15 protein-coding genes and 1 pseudogene are annotated in these 15,501 nt (G+C 63.2%); 7 read left to right on the plus strand and 9 right to left on the minus strand.

All coding sequences use genetic code 11. The features are described 5' to 3' along the window. Positions 1-122 precede the first annotated feature (122 nt). From AC52Q4_RS14485 to phoU, 5 genes and pseudogenes are all read left to right on the plus strand, one after another. Positions 123-437: pseudogene (locus AC52Q4_RS14485) on the plus strand (PstC family ABC transporter permease); the annotation flags it as partial. 118 nt (positions 438-555) lie between these two features. After that, positions 556-807 carry a hypothetical protein gene (locus AC52Q4_RS14490; RefSeq protein ID WP_495537524.1) on the plus strand — a complete coding sequence of 84 codons (252 nt, stop codon included), beginning with the start codon at positions 556-558 and terminating at the stop codon, positions 805-807. Further along, positions 807-1,742, plus strand: a complete 936-nt coding sequence (pstA, locus tag AC52Q4_RS14495; RefSeq protein WP_495537523.1) for a phosphate ABC transporter permease PstA — start codon at positions 807-809, stop codon at positions 1,740-1,742. Before AC52Q4_RS14490 ends, pstA begins: the two co-directional genes overlap by 1 nt. A gap of 80 nt (positions 1,743-1,822) precedes the next feature. Then, positions 1,823-2,653 carry a phosphate ABC transporter ATP-binding protein PstB gene (gene pstB / locus AC52Q4_RS14500; RefSeq protein WP_495537510.1) on the plus strand — a complete coding sequence of 277 codons (831 nt, stop codon included), beginning with the start codon at positions 1,823-1,825 and terminating at the stop codon, positions 2,651-2,653. 22 nt (positions 2,654-2,675) lie between these two features. Next, entirely contained in the window at positions 2,676-3,365 is a 690-nt protein-coding gene (phoU, locus tag AC52Q4_RS14505) for a phosphate signaling complex protein PhoU (RefSeq protein ID WP_495537511.1), read from the plus strand. Between the two features lie 16 nt (positions 3,366-3,381). Here phoU and AC52Q4_RS14510 read toward each other — a convergent pair whose 3' ends face one another. Both AC52Q4_RS14510 and AC52Q4_RS14515 read right to left on the minus strand, forming a co-directional pair. After that, complete coding sequence (locus AC52Q4_RS14510) at positions 3,382-3,951, minus strand: NAD/FAD-utilizing enzyme (protein WP_495537512.1); 570 nt, start codon at positions 3,949-3,951, stop codon at positions 3,382-3,384. Between the two features lie 280 nt (positions 3,952-4,231). Beyond that, positions 4,232-4,921 (minus strand): winged helix-turn-helix transcriptional regulator, encoded by a 690-nt coding sequence (locus tag AC52Q4_RS14515; protein WP_495537513.1) that lies wholly within the window; start codon positions 4,919-4,921, stop codon positions 4,232-4,234. A gap of 118 nt (positions 4,922-5,039) precedes the next feature. Here AC52Q4_RS14515 and mddA point away from each other — a divergent pair, with 118 nt between their 5' ends. Further along, the gene (mddA, locus tag AC52Q4_RS14520; RefSeq protein WP_495537514.1) at positions 5,040-5,789 is read left to right on the plus strand and encodes a methanethiol S-methyltransferase; all 750 of its coding nucleotides are present in this window, start codon (positions 5,040-5,042) and stop codon (positions 5,787-5,789) included. Here mddA and AC52Q4_RS14525 read toward each other — a convergent pair. From AC52Q4_RS14525 to AC52Q4_RS14550, 6 genes are all read right to left on the minus strand, one after another. Next, positions 5,786-6,826 carry a Glu/Leu/Phe/Val family dehydrogenase gene (locus AC52Q4_RS14525; RefSeq protein ID WP_495537515.1) on the minus strand — a complete coding sequence of 347 codons (1,041 nt, stop codon included), beginning with the start codon at positions 6,824-6,826 and terminating at the stop codon, positions 5,786-5,788. The two genes, mddA and AC52Q4_RS14525, sit on opposite strands and share 4 nt — an antisense overlap. Before the next feature lie 194 nt (positions 6,827-7,020). Beyond that, positions 7,021-9,276, minus strand: coding sequence for a TonB-dependent receptor family protein (locus AC52Q4_RS14530; protein WP_495537516.1), 2,256 nt, complete (start codon positions 9,274-9,276; stop codon positions 7,021-7,023). Between the two features lie 424 nt (positions 9,277-9,700). Next, the gene (locus tag AC52Q4_RS14535) at positions 9,701-10,432 is read right to left on the minus strand and encodes a VPLPA-CTERM sorting domain-containing protein (RefSeq protein ID WP_495537517.1); all 732 of its coding nucleotides are present in this window, start codon (positions 10,430-10,432) and stop codon (positions 9,701-9,703) included. A 211-nt stretch (positions 10,433-10,643) separates the two neighbouring features. Continuing rightward, entirely contained in the window at positions 10,644-11,261 is a 618-nt protein-coding gene (locus AC52Q4_RS14540) for a TPM domain-containing protein (RefSeq protein WP_495537518.1), read from the minus strand. Between the two features lie 26 nt (positions 11,262-11,287). Continuing rightward, positions 11,288-12,034 carry a TPM domain-containing protein gene (locus tag AC52Q4_RS14545; RefSeq protein ID WP_495537519.1) on the minus strand — a complete coding sequence of 249 codons (747 nt, stop codon included), beginning with the start codon at positions 12,032-12,034 and terminating at the stop codon, positions 11,288-11,290. Then, on the minus strand, positions 12,034-12,651 hold the full coding sequence (locus AC52Q4_RS14550; protein WP_495537520.1) for a LemA family protein: 618 nt from the start codon (positions 12,649-12,651) through the stop codon (positions 12,034-12,036). Before AC52Q4_RS14550 ends, AC52Q4_RS14545 begins: the two co-directional genes overlap by 1 nt. A 240-nt stretch (positions 12,652-12,891) precedes the next feature. On the opposite strand from AC52Q4_RS14550, the gene AC52Q4_RS14555 reads away from it, so the two are divergent. Then, positions 12,892-13,341, plus strand: a complete 450-nt coding sequence (locus tag AC52Q4_RS14555) for an Hsp20/alpha crystallin family protein (protein ID WP_495537521.1) — start codon at positions 12,892-12,894, stop codon at positions 13,339-13,341. 371 nt (positions 13,342-13,712) lie between these two features. Here the strand turns inward: AC52Q4_RS14555 and AC52Q4_RS14560 are convergent, their stop codons facing one another. After that, a complete protein-coding gene (locus AC52Q4_RS14560; protein WP_495537522.1) occupies positions 13,713-15,044 on the minus strand; it encodes a universal stress protein in 1,332 nt (443 codons plus the stop codon). Positions 15,045-15,501: the final 457 nt, after the last annotated feature.

Raw genomic sequence — 15,501 nt, forward strand, 5'->3', positions numbered from 1 at the left:
CGCTCGGCATCGTCTATGTGCTGATCCGTGATTCGATCCCGTTTTTCGAGCAGGTTTCGCTCCTTGACTTTCTCACCGATACGCAGTGGACGCCGGTTTTCGAAAACGCGCGCTTCGGGGTGATGACGCTCGTCTCGGCCACGCTGACAGTAGCCGGAATCGCGCTCGCGGTGGCCGTCCCCGCGGGGCTGGGGTTGGCCATTTTCCTTAGCGAGTATGCCAATCCGCGGTTGCGCGAGACGGTCAAGCCCTTCCTGGAGCTGCTGGAGGGCGTGCCCACCGTCGTATACGGCTTCTTCGCGCTGCTTTTCCTCACCCCCCTGTTGCAGAGCTTTATTCCGGGGCTTGCCGGTTTCAACCTGCTCGCCCCGGGTCTCGTGATGGGCATCATGATCCTGCCCTATACGGCGTCGGTCAGCGAGGATGCCATGCGCAATGTGCCCATGGGGCTGCGTGAGGCGGGCTATGCGCTGGGTTACTCCCGTTTCCGGGTGGCCCGCCCAGGTGGTGATTCCCGGCGCCCTTTCCGGTATCACGGCGGCCTTCATCCTCGGGATGTCGCGCGCCGTGGGGGAGACCATGGTGGTGGCCATCGCCGCCGGACAGAATCCCAATTTCGGCTTCGACCCGTTGGAGGGCGCGGCCACCATTACGGCCTACATCGTACAGATGGCGATGGGCGACCTGCCGCATGGTTCCATCGCCTATCAGTCGGTCTTTGCCGCCGGGCTGGTGTTGTTCCTGATCACCCTGCTATTCAATCTCATCGGCTTTTACCTGCGCCGGCGTTTTCGGGAAGTGTACTGATGGCTAGCTCATTGTCCGCCAACCAACAGACCGATCCGGCGCGTATCGTCGCCGCGAATCGCCGCACCGACGTGACCATGGCCGGTATCGGCATTGTGGTGCTGGTTATCGCCACCCTCCTGCTTGCGGGCGTGTTTATCAGCCTGTTCGTCAGCGGCTGGGAGCGGTTGGTCAATCCGGATTTTTACACTCAATTCCCGTCGCGTCATCCGGAGGAGGCGGGCATCATCTCGGCGATCGTCGGTACCAGCCTGGTGATGCTGGTAACGGCCGCGATCGCCATTCCCCTCGGGGTGGCGGCGGGACTCTACCTGGAGGAATACGCGCCCAAGAACTGGCTGACGGACATCATCGAGATCAACGTGAGTAACTTGGCGGGCGTGCCGTCCATCATCTATGGGCTGCTGGCGCTCGGATTGTTCGTATACGCCTTCAACCTGGGCGAGACCATTCTTACCGCCGGTCTGACGCTCGCGCTGCTGATCCTGCCGGTGATCATCGTCGCCACGCGAGAGGCCGTGCGCGGCATTCCCTTGGAGCTGCGCGAGGCCGCCTATGGCTTAGGCGCGGACAAATGGCAGGTGGTGCGGATGTACGTCCTGCCGGCGGCGCGGCCCGGTATATTCACCGGTGTCATTGTTGGACTGGCGCGCGCGATCGGCGAGGCGGCGCCACTCATCACCATTGGCGCGCTGACGTTCATCGCCTTTTTGCCGCCGATGCCCCTCCAGTCCGAGCCACCGTTCATCAATTTCGATTGGCTTACCAGCCCATTCACCGTCATGCCCATCCAGTTGTTCAACTGGGTTTCGCGCCCGCAGGCGGAGTTTCACGTCAACGCCGCTGCCACGGGGGTGGTGCTGATGGTGATGACCCTGACGATGAATGCGCTGGCCATCTATATTCGCTTGCGCCTGCGCCGGCTGCAGCGCTAATGGAAGGCGGAGCATTGGAAAAGGGAAGGAGGGGCATTGGAACTATGCCGAAAGGCTCAACAACCCAAGCAAAATTACTCATGAACGAGATGACATCCTCCCCCAAGACGCCTGGCAAAACGACTCCGAATGTCCGAGCCGACCCGGACTCGGCGCCCGCCTTGCGCGCCGAGGTCCGTGCGCTGGACTTTTGGTACGGTGCGACCCAGGCGCTGAAGTCGGTCAGCATGGCGGTCGTGGACTGCAAGGTCACCGCGGTCATCGGGGCCTCCGGTTGCGGCAAGAGCACTTTGTTGCGTTGCTTTAACCGCATGCACGATCTCTACCCCGGCAACCGCTATGCCGGCGAGATCCGGCTCTATCCCGAGGACCGCAATCTCATCGAGATGGATCCCGGGATGGTGCGGCTGCGCATCGGCATGGTGTTCCAGAAACCCAATCCGTTTCCGAAATCGATTTTCGAGAATGTGGCGGCCGGTCTGCGTGTGCGCGGCATCAACGGCAAAAACACGCTCTATGAGCGCGTCGAACAAGCGCTGCGCAGCGCCGCGCTATGGGATGAAGTTAAGGACCGCTTGCACGATTCGGCCTACGGCCTGTCAGGGGGCCAACAGCAGCGGCTGTGCATCGCCCGTGCGCTCGCCCCGCAGCCGGAGATTCTGCTGCTCGATGAGCCGACTTCGGCGCTGGACCCTATCGCCACCGCCAAAATCGAGGATTTGTTCACCACGCTGCGCGATACCGTCACGGTGGTCATCGTTACGCACAACATGCAGCAGGCAGCACGCATTTCCGACTTCACGGCCTATATGCACCTGGGCAAGCTCGTGGAATACGATGTCACCGACAAGCTGTTCACCACGCCGCAAAACTCGATGACCAATGCCTATATCACCGGCCGTTTCGGCTAATGCCCTGTAAGAAGGAAGGCTCATGAGCGAGAAACACACCCTGCGCGTGTTCGACGAGGACTTGAAGGCGTTGCGAGACGACGTGATCCAGCTCGCCATTCACGTCAGTGAACAGCTGAACAGTGCGGTGACGGCGTTGACCAGCGGGGATGTCGAGACCGCGCGCACCGTCATCGAAAGCGACGCGCACGCCGACGCCTTGCAGGATCGCATCAACCAGCACAGCGCTCGCACACTGGGGCGTCAGCAGGCCATGGCGGAGGACCTGCGCGCCATTCTGGCCGCCGCGCGGATCGCGCCGCATCTTGAGCGCATCGGCGATTACGCCAAAAACACTGCCAAGCGCGCGCTGCGTCTGAGCGGTTCCGTCGATGCCGAGCTCGCCGCGCAGCTCAAGTGGATGGCCACCCGCATCCAGTCCATGCTGCGCCGCGTCATGAAGGCCTATACGCAACACGACGCCGAGGCGGCCAATGTCGCCTGGACGGACGACGCCGAGTTGGATGCCGTCTATGCGAATCTATTCAAGCACTTGCTTGGGCTGATGCGTGATGACAGCCGGTACGTCGCCGACAGCACGCAACTGTTGTTCATCGCCAAGGGGCTAGAACGAGCCGGGGACCACGTCACCGATATCGCCGAAGAGGTGTATCTGATGGTGGCCGGCAAGCCCATGCAGGGTCAACGGCCCAAGGTGAGCGAGCCTGGATGAGCGCGCTCGACCCCGGCTAGGGAAACGTCTCCACGAAGAAACGCTTCAGACGGTATTGCCAGGTAACGATCCAGTGCGGTGCCCCGGCACCGGTGCCCGCCGGCTCCACGCTCGGATGTTTGCCGGCCACCTCCTCGAGCAGCTGAGTCTGATTCGGCTCGAGATCAACGAAGAACACATGCCTTCCGTTGTTCAGCGCGTCCTCGAAACGTTTGAAATGCACGTTGGGCGTTTCGATGCCCCGCAGCCCGCCTTCCCATGCGAAAAACCCGAGCGCGATGACGGCGAGGAAGACGAACGGTATCCAGCCCGCGCCGGTGTTGGTCCAGCCCGCGAAATGGGCGAGCGCGAGCACGAGAACGGCCGCACCTAGACCGACCGCCGCTCCGATGAGCGTGGAATGGACGATGTCCCGCTTCATGAGGGAGACCACCTTGTGGAGATGGTGGTGCTGATGAGCACTGGCGTCGTCCAGGGTCAGTACGTGAACCTGAGGTTCGACCACGCCCCGGCGTTCGAGGTCTTCCTCCAGGCGCTCCAGATCATCGAGATCGTCGCTGATGAAAAAATGCCGTGTCGTTTTCATGAGTTAGCTTTCCCGGCGATTTTCTTGGTAGTCCGATTCGCCCGCCGATCATGCGACGCTCGCGCAGACGATCCTCTCCGATCAAGAGCACCGACAAAAGAGCGGATTAACGAAATTATAGTCTGGGCAAGCGCTTTCGCCGTGCCGGTTCGCGCGGCGCGGCGCGGCGCGCACGGCGTTCACAGAACCGGGATTCTGAGATCAACGGCACAGATCGGCAGCTAGCGGCCTTTTTTAGCTCATGGCGGGTCCTGTGACAGCGCCTCGAGCGCGCCGTGGCTCAGGCCGATGGGGCATGCCCGGCCTCGTCGCGGCGGTGTTGCGTGGCGGGGCTTCCCGGCAGCCAACGCGGCAGGCTCCGCGCGAGTTCACGATCGCCGTGGGTGCGGATATCCCCGCGCTCCAGTGCCCGGCGTAGGTCGCGATGACCGACCCAGGCTTCGGTCAGGGTGCGCACGTCCATGGTCAGCCACAGGTCGGGCTCGAAGCCCGGATCGTTGAGGCAGAGAGCGACGCTTCCCGGCTCGATCACGAGCCCCCAACGGCGCTTGCCCTTGGGGGCATCAGTGAAGGTAAGCGCAATCACCCCGTGGCGCCGTGGCAGGGCATCAATACGCAGATTGCGCCGCATGTCCCACATGAGCAGACCGACGTCGAGGTGCTCACGGCGGAACTCATCTTGAATCCATTCGTCGCCCCACCGCGCCAGGCTCATGACGATGGGCAGCAGCGCCCATCCCGACTCGGTGAGACGGTAACCGCCCTCGCGGCCGCGGCTGACGACACCAGCGGCGCGCAGCGTTGCCAGCCGCTCGGAGAGCACGGTGCGCGAGATCAAGGGCACCCCCCGATGGATCGCGTTGAAGCGCTCGCTGCCGTACAACAGCTCGCGCACGATCAGCAAAGTCCAGCGCTCACAGAGTATCTCCGCGGCGCGTGCCAATGGGCAGAACTGGCCGTATCCGCGCATGCGGGGACTATAACGCGGGCTCCGGGGCAGCGGCCAGTACGGATTCCGTACTTGTCGGGAGGGGCTGGAATTGGACAATCGTTGCCGTACGGCCGACGCAATCTCAGGAGGTCATGTCATGTCGAAGCCCATGATTGCCGTGCATGGCGTGCTCAGCTATTTGGTGTTCTTGGGCACATTCGTCTATCTGATCGGGTTTCTCGCCGGCAGCGGCGTGCCCAAGGGCGTGGATAGCGGTCCCGCCGTGGCCTGGCCGGTGGCGCTTGCCGTTGATCTGGCACTGATCGCCTTGTTTGGTCTTCAGCACAGCGTGATGGCGCGCGCCGGTTTCAAGCGCTTCTGGACACGGTTCGTGCCCGAGCCGGCGGAGCGCAGCACCTACGTATTGGTCTCGAGCCTGGCGTTGATCGTGCTGTATGTCTGTTGGCGGCCGCTGCCCGCCACGCTCTGGTCGGCGCACGCCGCATGGCTGCGCGGCCTGCTCTGGGCGGGCTTTGTGTTCGGTTGGGGATTGTTGTTCGTGTCCACGTTCCTGATCGATCACTTCGAGTTATTCGGTCTGCGGCAGGTCTGGAACCATTGGCACGGTACCCGCAGCCCGGCAAGCGCCTTCAAGACACCGGGGCCCTACCGTTGGGTGCGTCACCCGATGATGAGCGGTTTTCTGCTCGCCTTTTGGAGCGTGCCGCAGATGAGCGCCGGTCATGCGCTATTCTCCGCCGGCATGAGCGCGTATATCGTGCTCGGCACCATCTGTGAGGAGCGGGATCTGATCGCGGTCTTCGGGCAGCGCTACCGGAAGTACGCGGCGCAGGTGCCGCGCTTCTCACCGTCACTCAAGCACGCCGTGGGCCGCCCACGCGCCTAGCCGGACTGAATGTGGCGCCGCGCGCGAGCAATGGCGATCTGCGCGGTCGTGCGGTTGGACTCGGCCGCCTCGGAGAAGATGCCGTCCAGCGTCTGCTCGATCGCGGCGACCCTCCGGGCGACGCGCGCGTCGTCGTAGCCGCCGGCTTCCAGCTCGTCACCGACATTGATGACGCCGCCGGCATTGATGACGAAATCCGGAGCGTAGACGATGCCGCGCTCGCTCAGGCGATCGGCGTCCGCGTCGGTGGCGAGTTGGTTGTTGGCGCCACCGGCCACTACCTTGCATCGCAGCCTGGGGATGGAATCGGCGTTCAGCACGGCGCCGACGGCGCAGGGTGCCACCACGTCAACTTGCTGGAAGAGGATTTCGTCCGCCGCGACGATCTCCGCGCCGGCGGCACGCGCCGACTCGACACCGGCGGCGAGCGTATCCGCCGCCTGCACGCGGGCCCGGGCTGCAACGAGACGCTCGATGAGGCCCAGACCGACCTTGCCGCAGCCCTGCACGGCGATCCGCTTGCCGGCGAAATCCGAGCCGAGGCCGGCAGCGCGCATGGCGGCGCGCATGCCCACGAAGACACCCTGGGCGGTATGCGGCGACGGATCGCCGGAGCCGCCGGCCTCCCGCGCCCGGCCGACGGCGAATTTCGTGACTTCGTTGAGCACGGCGACGTCCGGCTCGCTCATGCCCATGTCTTCGGTCGCGACATACCGCCCGGCCAACCCGGCGACGATATGGCCCATGGCAAGGAATGCGGCTCGCCGGTCCGGGGGCAGGGGCGCCTGGATCACCGCTTTGGCACCGCCGAAATGCAGGCCGGCACAGGCGTTTTTGTAGCTCATGGCCTGCGACAGGCGCAGTACGTCGGTCAGCGCGGCGTGCTCGGATTCGTACTCGCGGATGCGAATGCCGCCAAGCCCGGGGCCCAGCCGGGTGTCGTGAATAGCCACGATGGCGCGCAGGCCGGTCTCGCGGTCGCGGCAGAAAACCACCTGCTCGTGCTCCGCGGCCTGCATTGTCTCGAGGATCTGCAAGTTGCGACTCCAAGTGATTCGGGTAACGGAATTCTGCCGGCACCGGCGGTTCTTGTCGATGACTGAATCGACCCGCGGCGCCGCGTTTCGGCCCGGCGCGGCCGAACCTGGTATCGGTCAAGCGCCCCCGGTGACAGTGGCCATACCGGGGGCGCCGCTACTGGCGGAGTCACATGACGATTCGGACAGGCCGGTTACATCTGGACCTCGATGCCCGCATAGAGGAACCTTGGCAGGCCGGGACGCGGCCCGTGGGGCTGGCGCGAGACCAGGTACTCCTTGTCCAGGAGATTGTGGACGCCGGCGAGCAGCTTCACGGCATTGGTGATCTGGTAACGACCGGTGAGGTCGGCGAGCCAGTACGAGTCCGTTTTGCCGAACCGGGCGTCGGGGTTGCCGGCCCCGTCGACTTGCCCGCTGGTATTGCTGGCGCTCGTGAACGTCTCGTCAACATAGATTATCCGTGCGTTGAGACCCCACTGGTTCGTCTCCACACCGGCACCCGCGGTGAGCTGGAACTCGGGGATGTAGGGGACCTTGTTGCCTTTCTCGCCGAAGCTGAAGATGGACTCCGGATCGGTGGACTGCGCGTCGTTTTGCTGCTCCGCGTTGGTATAGGTGAAGCTCACGAAATAGGGGTTGCGCACCGCCCACTTGTTGGCGATGCCGGGGTCGTAGGAGAGAAAGACTTCTGCCCCGTAAGCCCGCACCTCGCCGAAGTTCTCCGTCTGCCCGGTGCCGGTGCCGCCGATGTTGTCGATGACGATCAGGTCGTCGAATTCGGTGAGAAAGCCCACCACCTCGGCGCGCAGGGCCTGGTTGGGATCGGTGTAACGCGTGCCGAGCTCCAGGCCGAGGCTGGTCTCCTCGTTCACGCCGTTGAGGCTGCCACTGGGTCCGGCGGGGGAGAAGCCCCGATAAGCGCCGCCGAAGGTGGACCAGGCCGAATTCCAGGCGTAGACCACGCCCAGGCCGCCGCCCCATAGATTGTTCGACGTGGAGCCGCTGTTTGCCTGGTTGGCGAAATCGGTGAACTTATAATCCAGGTGCTCGAAGCGCACGCCCGGCATGAACGTCCACTGACCGTAGCGGATTTCATCCTGAACGTAGGTGGCGAGCGCGTTCGTCTCCTGTTTGCGATTCCCGGCATCGCCCGGGGTGCCGGGGTCCTGGCTGCTGATCGTGCCGTTCGCCTCCTGCACGAACAGCTCGTCGCGCTGGAAGCGGCGCACGTAATCGTAGTGCGCCCGGCCCCCCACGGAGAGTTCGTGCCGCAGCGCGCCGGTGTTGAAGCCGTAGTGCGCCACCGACTCGATTCCCTGAAGGCCGTACTTACGGCTGTTGTTGCGCAACCTCAGCGTGCCCGGGGCCTCGCCCTTGAGCACAGCCAGACCGGCCCCTCCGGCGCCCCCGGCCAGCGCCTCGGAAAGGCTCATGTTGCCTACGCCCGGGATGTCGCGCAGGTCGTTCAGCTTGAACCAGTTACGCTCGAAGCCCGCGTAATAAACGGTGGTGAGGATGTCCAGGTTGTCGGTGGGCGCGATGAGGTGGCGCAGGTAGGTGCGATCGTGCTGGGTGTCGATGTTGTCGAAGCGTGAAGCCGCGTAGCGGCGATACGGGTCGTTATTGAAGTCATCATCGGACAGGCCCAGATAGGTCTCGTCGGCGTCCCTGTCCGTATGGCCGTATTTGAACTCGAAGCGCTGATACATCGCGGAGTTGGGCTCCCAGCTCAGCTTGATCATGGGCTCCAGGTTGCTGAAGCCCGTCTTCTCGCTATCGCGAAAGTCGGGGGTTCGATCAATGCTCTTGAAGCCGTCGGCACGGCGGGCGTAGCCCTCCACCAGATAGCCGATTTTGCCTACGGACGTGTCCAGCGTATTGCCCGTGAACGCATGCACCCGAAGCTCGTTGTAGCTGCCGTAAAGGCTGCGCACGTAGGTACGTTGCTCGGTGGGGATGGGGGTGGAAAGGTAGTTGATCACGCCGCCGGTGGTCTGCGGGCCGTATTTCACCTGGCTGCTGCCCTTGAGCACCTCCAAACCGCTCATGCGTCCCGCGCTCGGGGAATAGTACGCGGATGGGGCCGAGTAGGGTGCCGGCGCCGTGAGCACGCCGTCCTCCATGATGGTGATCTTGGCCGAGCGCGAGGTGTCCACGCCGCGCAGGCTGATGTTGGGGAACAAGCCGTAGCCATCCTCCTCGCGCACATAGACGCCGGGCACCTTGCGCAGCACCCGATTGACGTCGGCATAGCTTTGCTGCCGGATGTCGCTCTCATCGAGATGGTGGGCCGAGCCGGGCGTGGAGCCGAGCTGGCCCTCGGGTTTCACCACTCTGACTCGTTCCAGCATCAAGGGCTTTGAACCGGGCTGCGCCGCCGCGGCCAAGGCCGGTGCGCAAAGCAGTCCGATCCAGACGGTGAGTTTGGGTTGGAGTGATTGATTCATTGTAATTCTCCGACATAGGGCTTAACTGCAGCAATTGGGCTGCAAAAAGTAACAATTCGCAATGATACTTTCAATCGCAGGTAATAACCATTCGCTGTCGCGCCGGGACATGCCCCGTGCCCGGCGCAAGGTTGGCCGGTGGGTACCTCGGTGGTTTGCAAGAAAGTGGACGAGCGGCTTTAGCCGGCAGTCGCCCAAGCGCACGGAGCTGATAAGCAGCGGGAGTTCCCGACTGGATTCAGCCGTCCCTGTGGCGGTGGCGGTCAGCGGCGCGCCGTCAGGGCAGTTTCGCGATGTTGCGGCGACGGATAAGGCGAGGCGGCGTGCCGGACAACCGGCACGCCGCCAAGCATGTTGTTACCTCAGCGACGCTCGCGGGCGGGTCTGAGGATCAAAAGCCTTACGCCTGCGTAGAACGGCCCGTCTAGCCCTTCATCCCGCGCCGGCGCGCTTGCTTGCGCCGCATCATGCCGAGGCCGGCGAGGCCCCCAGCGATCAGAACCCAAGTCGCCGGAAGCGGAACGGAGGAGGGCGGGCGTGACTCGATCTGGAAGGTGGCGTTCTTTAGCTTCCAGTCGTTGTTGTTATTATTCGGGTCATAGGCCCCGACCCAGAAGACGCTGGAGAGGTGCGGGGTAAAATCGTCCGCCTCCACGCTGGACTCGCCGCCGGAATAAATAATGTCCATCGGGCTGATCGAAATGGCGGTGGCGGAGTCGTCATTGGATCCGTGATAGCCGAACTGAACCCCGATGAGGCTCGCCATGAGGCCGCCGAGGTCGAGCTTGATGTACTCGCGAACACCGTGCCCGTGACGCTCGTGGTCGTCCACTTCGTGGCTGCTGTCGCTCACGGTTTGGGTCCCGGTAATGCAGCCGATAAAGCACCATTCCCAGTCATACGCGTAGTTTGTCGTGTTGCCGAGACCTCGGCTGTATTGGCCGATGCGCGAATTGATGCTGTGCTCGCCATTGAGCGCGAAGGCGCCGGCCGTTGCCGTTACATTGACGCCGCCCGACGAGAAGTTCATGGAATCGCCGGCTTGAAGCCCGCCATTGCCCGTGAAGTCCACGGTCACCACGTTCGCGAAGGCCGATGAAGCGAATGTGAGTAACCCGCTGACGAATAAAGCCCCAAGTGATTTTCCCAGTTCCATTGGTTATCCCCTCAAAAAAATAATTGCAACGGATCTGATAAGGCAAGTACCGGGCCAATGCATGAATATTGGCTATTTTTCTAGCATTGCGAGAATTCAGCACGGTCGAGTCCGGGAAACCTGTAAGGTATCCCGACAACTTGGGCTCGCCGTTATCGCGGGTTTTACGCAGACCGGGTGCTGTGAGGCGTAGGGTTCAGGCGCGAGAGGCCTAGGGCAGGATGATCAGGTGATTCGGCAATTCGTCGCGCGAGTGCGTGGCGGGCAGGTGTTCCTTGAGGTGCTCGCCGCAGGCTTCGATGCACTCCAGGAAGCCCTGCAGCGTCCGGCCCTGCCTGACTCGCTGGGTGAACCCGCTGACCAGGCTTTGCCAGACCTCGTCGCCGAGACGGCTGGATATGCCGTGGTCGACCAGGATTTCCACGTAGCGCTCGGCTTCCGCGACGAAGATCAGCATGCCGGTGCCGCCCTCGGTACGATGCAGATTCTGCTCCAGAAACTGTCGGCGGGCGAGATTCGATGCCCGCCAATGCCTGACCGAGCGAGGGATGAGGCGCGTGGTGATCCGTGGCAGCCGGAACAGCAGGCTCAGCACAATGAACGTCGCCCACTGCACCAGCAGCAGGAGGGACGCCGACCACCAGTCGAGGAGCAGGATGGCGGCGCCGGGCACGACCAACGAGACGATCCCCGCCCACAGCAGTGGGATATACGCATAGTCATCCGCTCTAGCCGTCAGAACCGTCACGACTTCGGCGTCGGTTTCCCGCTCGATGCGGGTGATCGCCTCGGCCACCTGCTCTTGATCGCTTGTGCTCAGTAATGTCATGGGCTGTTCGTGCTCAGGGAATGGAATTACCAGCCACCGGAGGCGCCGCCGCCCCCGAAGCCACCGCCGCCTCCTCCAAAACCGCCGCCTCCGAAGCCGCCGCCACCGCCGAAACGGCCTCGACCCAACAGGCTTCCGAGCAGCAACCCACCGAGGACGGCGCGTCCGCGTCGGCCCCGGCCGAGGAAGCTGACGACGATGAATATCAATAGGAAAAACAGGATGGCCGCCGGCAGCTTGGGCGCCTCTGCCCCGCGTCCGCGCGCAGATACCGGTTCTGCCGCGAGCGGCTGGCCTCCCAAAACCTGCAGTATCGCCTGCGCGCCGCGGGTGATGCCGCCGGCGAAATCCCCCTGCTTGAAGGCCGGGGCGATGATCCGGTTGATGATCACCGAGGACTGGGCATCCGTCAGGCGGCCTTCCAACCCGTAGCCAACCTCGATACGAATTTTCCGCTCTTTCGCCGCGACGATCAGCAAGACCCCGTTGTTTTCGCCCTTCTGGCCGATACCCCAGAAACGCCCGAGCTGATAGCCGAATTCCTCGATGGGGTAGCCTTGCAGATCCGCCAGCGTGACCACCACGAGTTGGTCCGAGGTGGCCTTCTCGTGCGCGGCGAGCATCCGCGTCAACCGGGATTCCACCGAGGCATCCAATAATTCGGCCTGGTCGACCACGCGACCGCTGAGCGGCGGAAATTCGGGCTGAGCCGGCGCCGCTAGCGCGTACAGCAACAAGAGGACCAGCGCGGGCATTCTTGAATAATGGCTCATCAGAACTTCACTTCGGGCGCTTGCTCGGCGTTCTCGGCGGTGGCTTCGAAGTTTTCACGCAGCGGCATGTCGCTGTAGAGGAGGCTGTGCCAGATGCGTCCGGGGAAGGTTCGAATCTCGGTGTTGTAACGCTGGACGGCGGTGATGAAGTCGCGCCGGGCCACGGCGATGCGGTTCTCGGTGCCCTCGAGCTGGGATTGGAGCGCGAGGAAGTTCTGATTGGATCTGAGCTGCGGGTAACGCTCGGAAACCGCCATCAGGCGGCTCAGCGCACCCGTGAGCTGTTCCTGCGCCCGCTGAAATTGCTGCAGTTTCCGGGGATCGTCCAGGGTGCCGGCATCCACCTGGATGGACGTCGCCTTGGCGCGTGCTTCCATGACGGCGGTCAGCGTTTCCTTTTCCTGGCGGGCGAAGCCCTTGACCGTCTCCACGAGGTTGGGCACCAGATCGGCCCGCCGCTGGTATTGGTTCTCCACCTGTGACCAGGCTGATTTGACCTGCTCGTCATAGGTGGGGATGTCGTTGATGCCACACCCCGGCAAGAGCAGGGCCACTGCGAGGAGCAGGGCGAAAGACCACGCCCAGGTGTCCGGGACTCGCTTGCGCTTGGTTTGCATGGTTCTTGGCTCCCGGTTAAGCGATTCAGCGAACGCGTCGATCCTACAGCACATGGGGCTCGTCTGGCAGCCCGTACGATTCTATCCATCGCCTTTCGCCGCGCCGCCCATCCGGGCGGCTTGCCCCATTCTCCGAGGCAGCCGTTACCCCCCTTGAAACGCGGCGGATTATTCCCCATTTAGCTCCCCAGAACTGGTGAGCGATTCACCGAGAGCAGACAGCAACGGAGGTAATGAGTTATGGATCTGGTACGTTATCGTCCAAGTGGATTTCCCTTGCGCGATCTGACCAATGAGATCAATCGGCTGTTCGACAATCCGCTGTTCGACTACAACCGCGACACGTCTGCGGTGGAGACCAGTCAGTGGATCCCGGCGGTGGATATCCGCGAGGATCAGAATCGTTTCCTGGTCGAAGCCGATGTGCCGGGGGTGAGTCCCGAGGACATCGAGGTGACCATGGAGAACGGCGTTCTGAGTATTCGCGGCGAGCGCAAGCACGAGGCCGTATCCGAGACGAGTGGCGTGCGTCGCGTGGAGCGCTCGCACGGGGTGTTTTATCGGCGTTTCTCGCTGCCGGAGACGGCCGATCCGGACGCTGTCAAGGCGCGTGGGTCAAATGGCGTGCTGATCATCGAGATCGGTAAGCGGCAGACAGCGCTGCCGCGTCGCATCCACGTCGAAGGCTGATGAGCATCCCTCCCGCTCGGGAGGAGATGATGCCTCACAACGGCGGAGCCCCGGCTCCGCCGTTTTCTTATCGGCGTCGGCGCCGCCTCGGGCAGCCCAACGATCCACGCGGCGAATCGGCTTTCTTTACAATGCGTAAACGAAATCGGATGGTTGTTTGTGGGGCACTCTGAATTCGCTGACGAGGATCGCCAGGGTCACGCCGGTCTGCCGCATTCGCGATAGCCTTCCGGCACAGCGGGCCGCGCAGGGAAGCGATGGTTCTGACGGCTCGGAAGGCCCCGAGGCTGTGGGGATCAAATCGCACAGGCGAGGAGTCTGGTGCGCCTGGAGGCGGCGCTTCGATGAAGCTCGATCATCTCCGCGGTTGGCTAGGTCGCCGGGCAGTCCATCTCCGCGGCGACGCCAAATCCATAGGAATCCAGCCAACGCCAGATCCCGACCACGTCGACACCGCGGTAGTCCCGGTAGCCGCGGTTGTCGAAACCGCTCTGGCCGGCGGTCACCTGCGCGGCCATGAGCGTGAGCGGGCACTGATCGTAGGGAACGGTGGGAATGTAGCCTGCGAGGAGATTGCCGCCGGGGTCGCATACCCGCAGCAGGCAGGGGGTCTGGACCATCTTGTCCGGCGGCAGCAGCCCCACGTGCCGCAGTTGGTCGGGGAAGCGGCTGTTGGACAACATGATGCCGTCCTTGTCGATGGCATAGGTCTCGGCGGAGGGCACGGGCCCGGGCTGGGCAAGAATGCGTAGAAAATCCCGCCGGGCGTCGAACACATAGACCAGCAAGGCGTCCTGTGCGCCACGTATCGTTACCGTGGCCGCGCTCAGGAGCACGCAGCCCGATCGAGGACCGTTCGCCGCGGCGGACATCGGCACCGAAACCGCCGCGCCTTCAGCACGGGCGCGTTCCAGGAACTGTGCATAGGTATCACCCGGATCGGGACTGACCCCGTAGCGCAGCAACGTCTCACCGTCCGCATCGAGCACGTAGACGCCGAGCGCCCCCATTGCCCGCCCGAACTCGCCGACTTCCAGTTCCAGCCGGCGTTGCGCACGGGCCCGTAACGCCGGCCCGATACTGAGTATTCCTCCGGCGATGAGTCCCGCCACTCCGTCCTGGACGTCCAGGCGGCTTGCGACCATGCGCACGGCGCTGCGTTGCACCGACAGCCACCACTCCAACGCGTCCACGCGTGCCCCCAGCATAGTCTGCAGAGCCTGGAACGGGATGTCCCCATTCAGCGGCTTGGAACGGCGCGGCTTGTTGTGAGTAGCGGAAGTGCGGGGGGCTCGGTAGGTTACGACCGGGCAGGGGGCTCGCGCCACGAGGCGTTCGATCGCACTGCGTCCGAGCGTGCGCTGAAGCGCGGAGCGCGGCCGCACCTCGAGCAGGATGCGGTCGACCCGCTCGCGCGCGGCCACCTCCAGAATACGCTCCTCGGGCTCCCCGGCCAGGAGCAGGTGACGATACGGCACCGCCGGATCGGTTGGCGTGAGCGCCGCGAGTATCTGTTCGGGGCGCTTCATAGATGCTTCGAGAACGCGGTGAAGGAGCGCCTCGCCATCGTTGTTGCGAAAGGGCACCACGTGCAGCAGTAACAGCGTCGCCGCGTATTTCAGTGCCAGATCGGTTGCAAGGTACAGCCCGCGTTCGAGGTCCCCGTCGAGGTCGGTTGCAAACAAGACCTTGGGCTCGAACATCCAGACATCCCCACAGATCGACGCTTAACTTCTGCAGTATCCACCTTTCATGGGGCGCCCGTCGAGCCTTTCGGCGCAAGAGCGCAGTCCAGGCCGTGGCCTCGCGGGGGCTTGTCTTCCGGGATCAGGCGGATAACTTACGCCTGTGCTGGTAAAGTTTTCTAAAAGGCGTCATTTCGAGACACGAGAGTTTTTCTGTAACGAACTCAACTTCCTCGCCCAGCGCAGCATCGAATTGCTGGTTCTGCTCTGTGGATTGAGTGTATTTAATAAAAACAGTAGGTTATAAATTATTTCGATTTGTCGGGTGGTGTTGGCACGTGAGCTGCAATAACTCAGGCAACGGGAGCGACAGGGCTTCCGGAGCAGCAGACCGAAACGAATTTTTAACCCAATGAGTGCAACACTTTAGGAGAGCAAAACCATGGCCAATCTCATGATCAACGACCTCAGCGCC

It is taken from the genome of Nitrococcus sp., from assembly GCF_059432795.1.

Excerpts from the sequence above, each read along its gene's own strand:
- AC52Q4_RS14545 (WP_495537519.1), bottom strand. The coding sequence starts at position 12,034 with ATGAGCCATTATTCAAGAATGCCCGCGCTGGTCCTCTTGTTGCTGTAC.
- mddA (WP_495537514.1), top strand. The coding sequence starts at position 5,040 with ATGTCGAAGCCCATGATTGCCGTGCATGGCGTGCTCAGCTATTTGGTG.
- phoU (WP_495537511.1), top strand. The coding sequence starts at position 2,676 with ATGAGCGAGAAACACACCCTGCGCGTGTTCGACGAGGACTTGAAGGCG.
- AC52Q4_RS14540 (WP_495537518.1), bottom strand. The coding sequence starts at position 11,261 with ATGACATTACTGAGCACAAGCGATCAAGAGCAGGTGGCCGAGGCGATC.
- AC52Q4_RS14510 (WP_495537512.1), bottom strand. The coding sequence starts at position 3,951 with ATGAAAACGACACGGCATTTTTTCATCAGCGACGATCTCGATGATCTG.
- AC52Q4_RS14530 (WP_495537516.1), bottom strand. The coding sequence starts at position 9,276 with ATGAATCAATCACTCCAACCCAAACTCACCGTCTGGATCGGACTGCTT.
- AC52Q4_RS14550 (WP_495537520.1), bottom strand. The coding sequence starts at position 12,651 with ATGCAAACCAAGCGCAAGCGAGTCCCGGACACCTGGGCGTGGTCTTTC.
- AC52Q4_RS14535 (WP_495537517.1), bottom strand. The coding sequence starts at position 10,432 with ATGGAACTGGGAAAATCACTTGGGGCTTTATTCGTCAGCGGGTTACTC.
- AC52Q4_RS14555 (WP_495537521.1), top strand. The coding sequence starts at position 12,892 with ATGGATCTGGTACGTTATCGTCCAAGTGGATTTCCCTTGCGCGATCTG.
- AC52Q4_RS14515 (WP_495537513.1), bottom strand. The coding sequence starts at position 4,921 with ATGCGCGGATACGGCCAGTTCTGCCCATTGGCACGCGCCGCGGAGATA.
- AC52Q4_RS14560 (WP_495537522.1), bottom strand. The coding sequence starts at position 15,044 with ATGTTCGAGCCCAAGGTCTTGTTTGCAACCGACCTCGACGGGGACCTC.
- pstA (WP_495537523.1), top strand. The coding sequence starts at position 807 with ATGGCTAGCTCATTGTCCGCCAACCAACAGACCGATCCGGCGCGTATC.
- pstB (WP_495537510.1), top strand. The coding sequence starts at position 1,823 with ATGAACGAGATGACATCCTCCCCCAAGACGCCTGGCAAAACGACTCCG.
- AC52Q4_RS14490 (WP_495537524.1), top strand. The coding sequence starts at position 556 with ATGTCGCGCGCCGTGGGGGAGACCATGGTGGTGGCCATCGCCGCCGGA.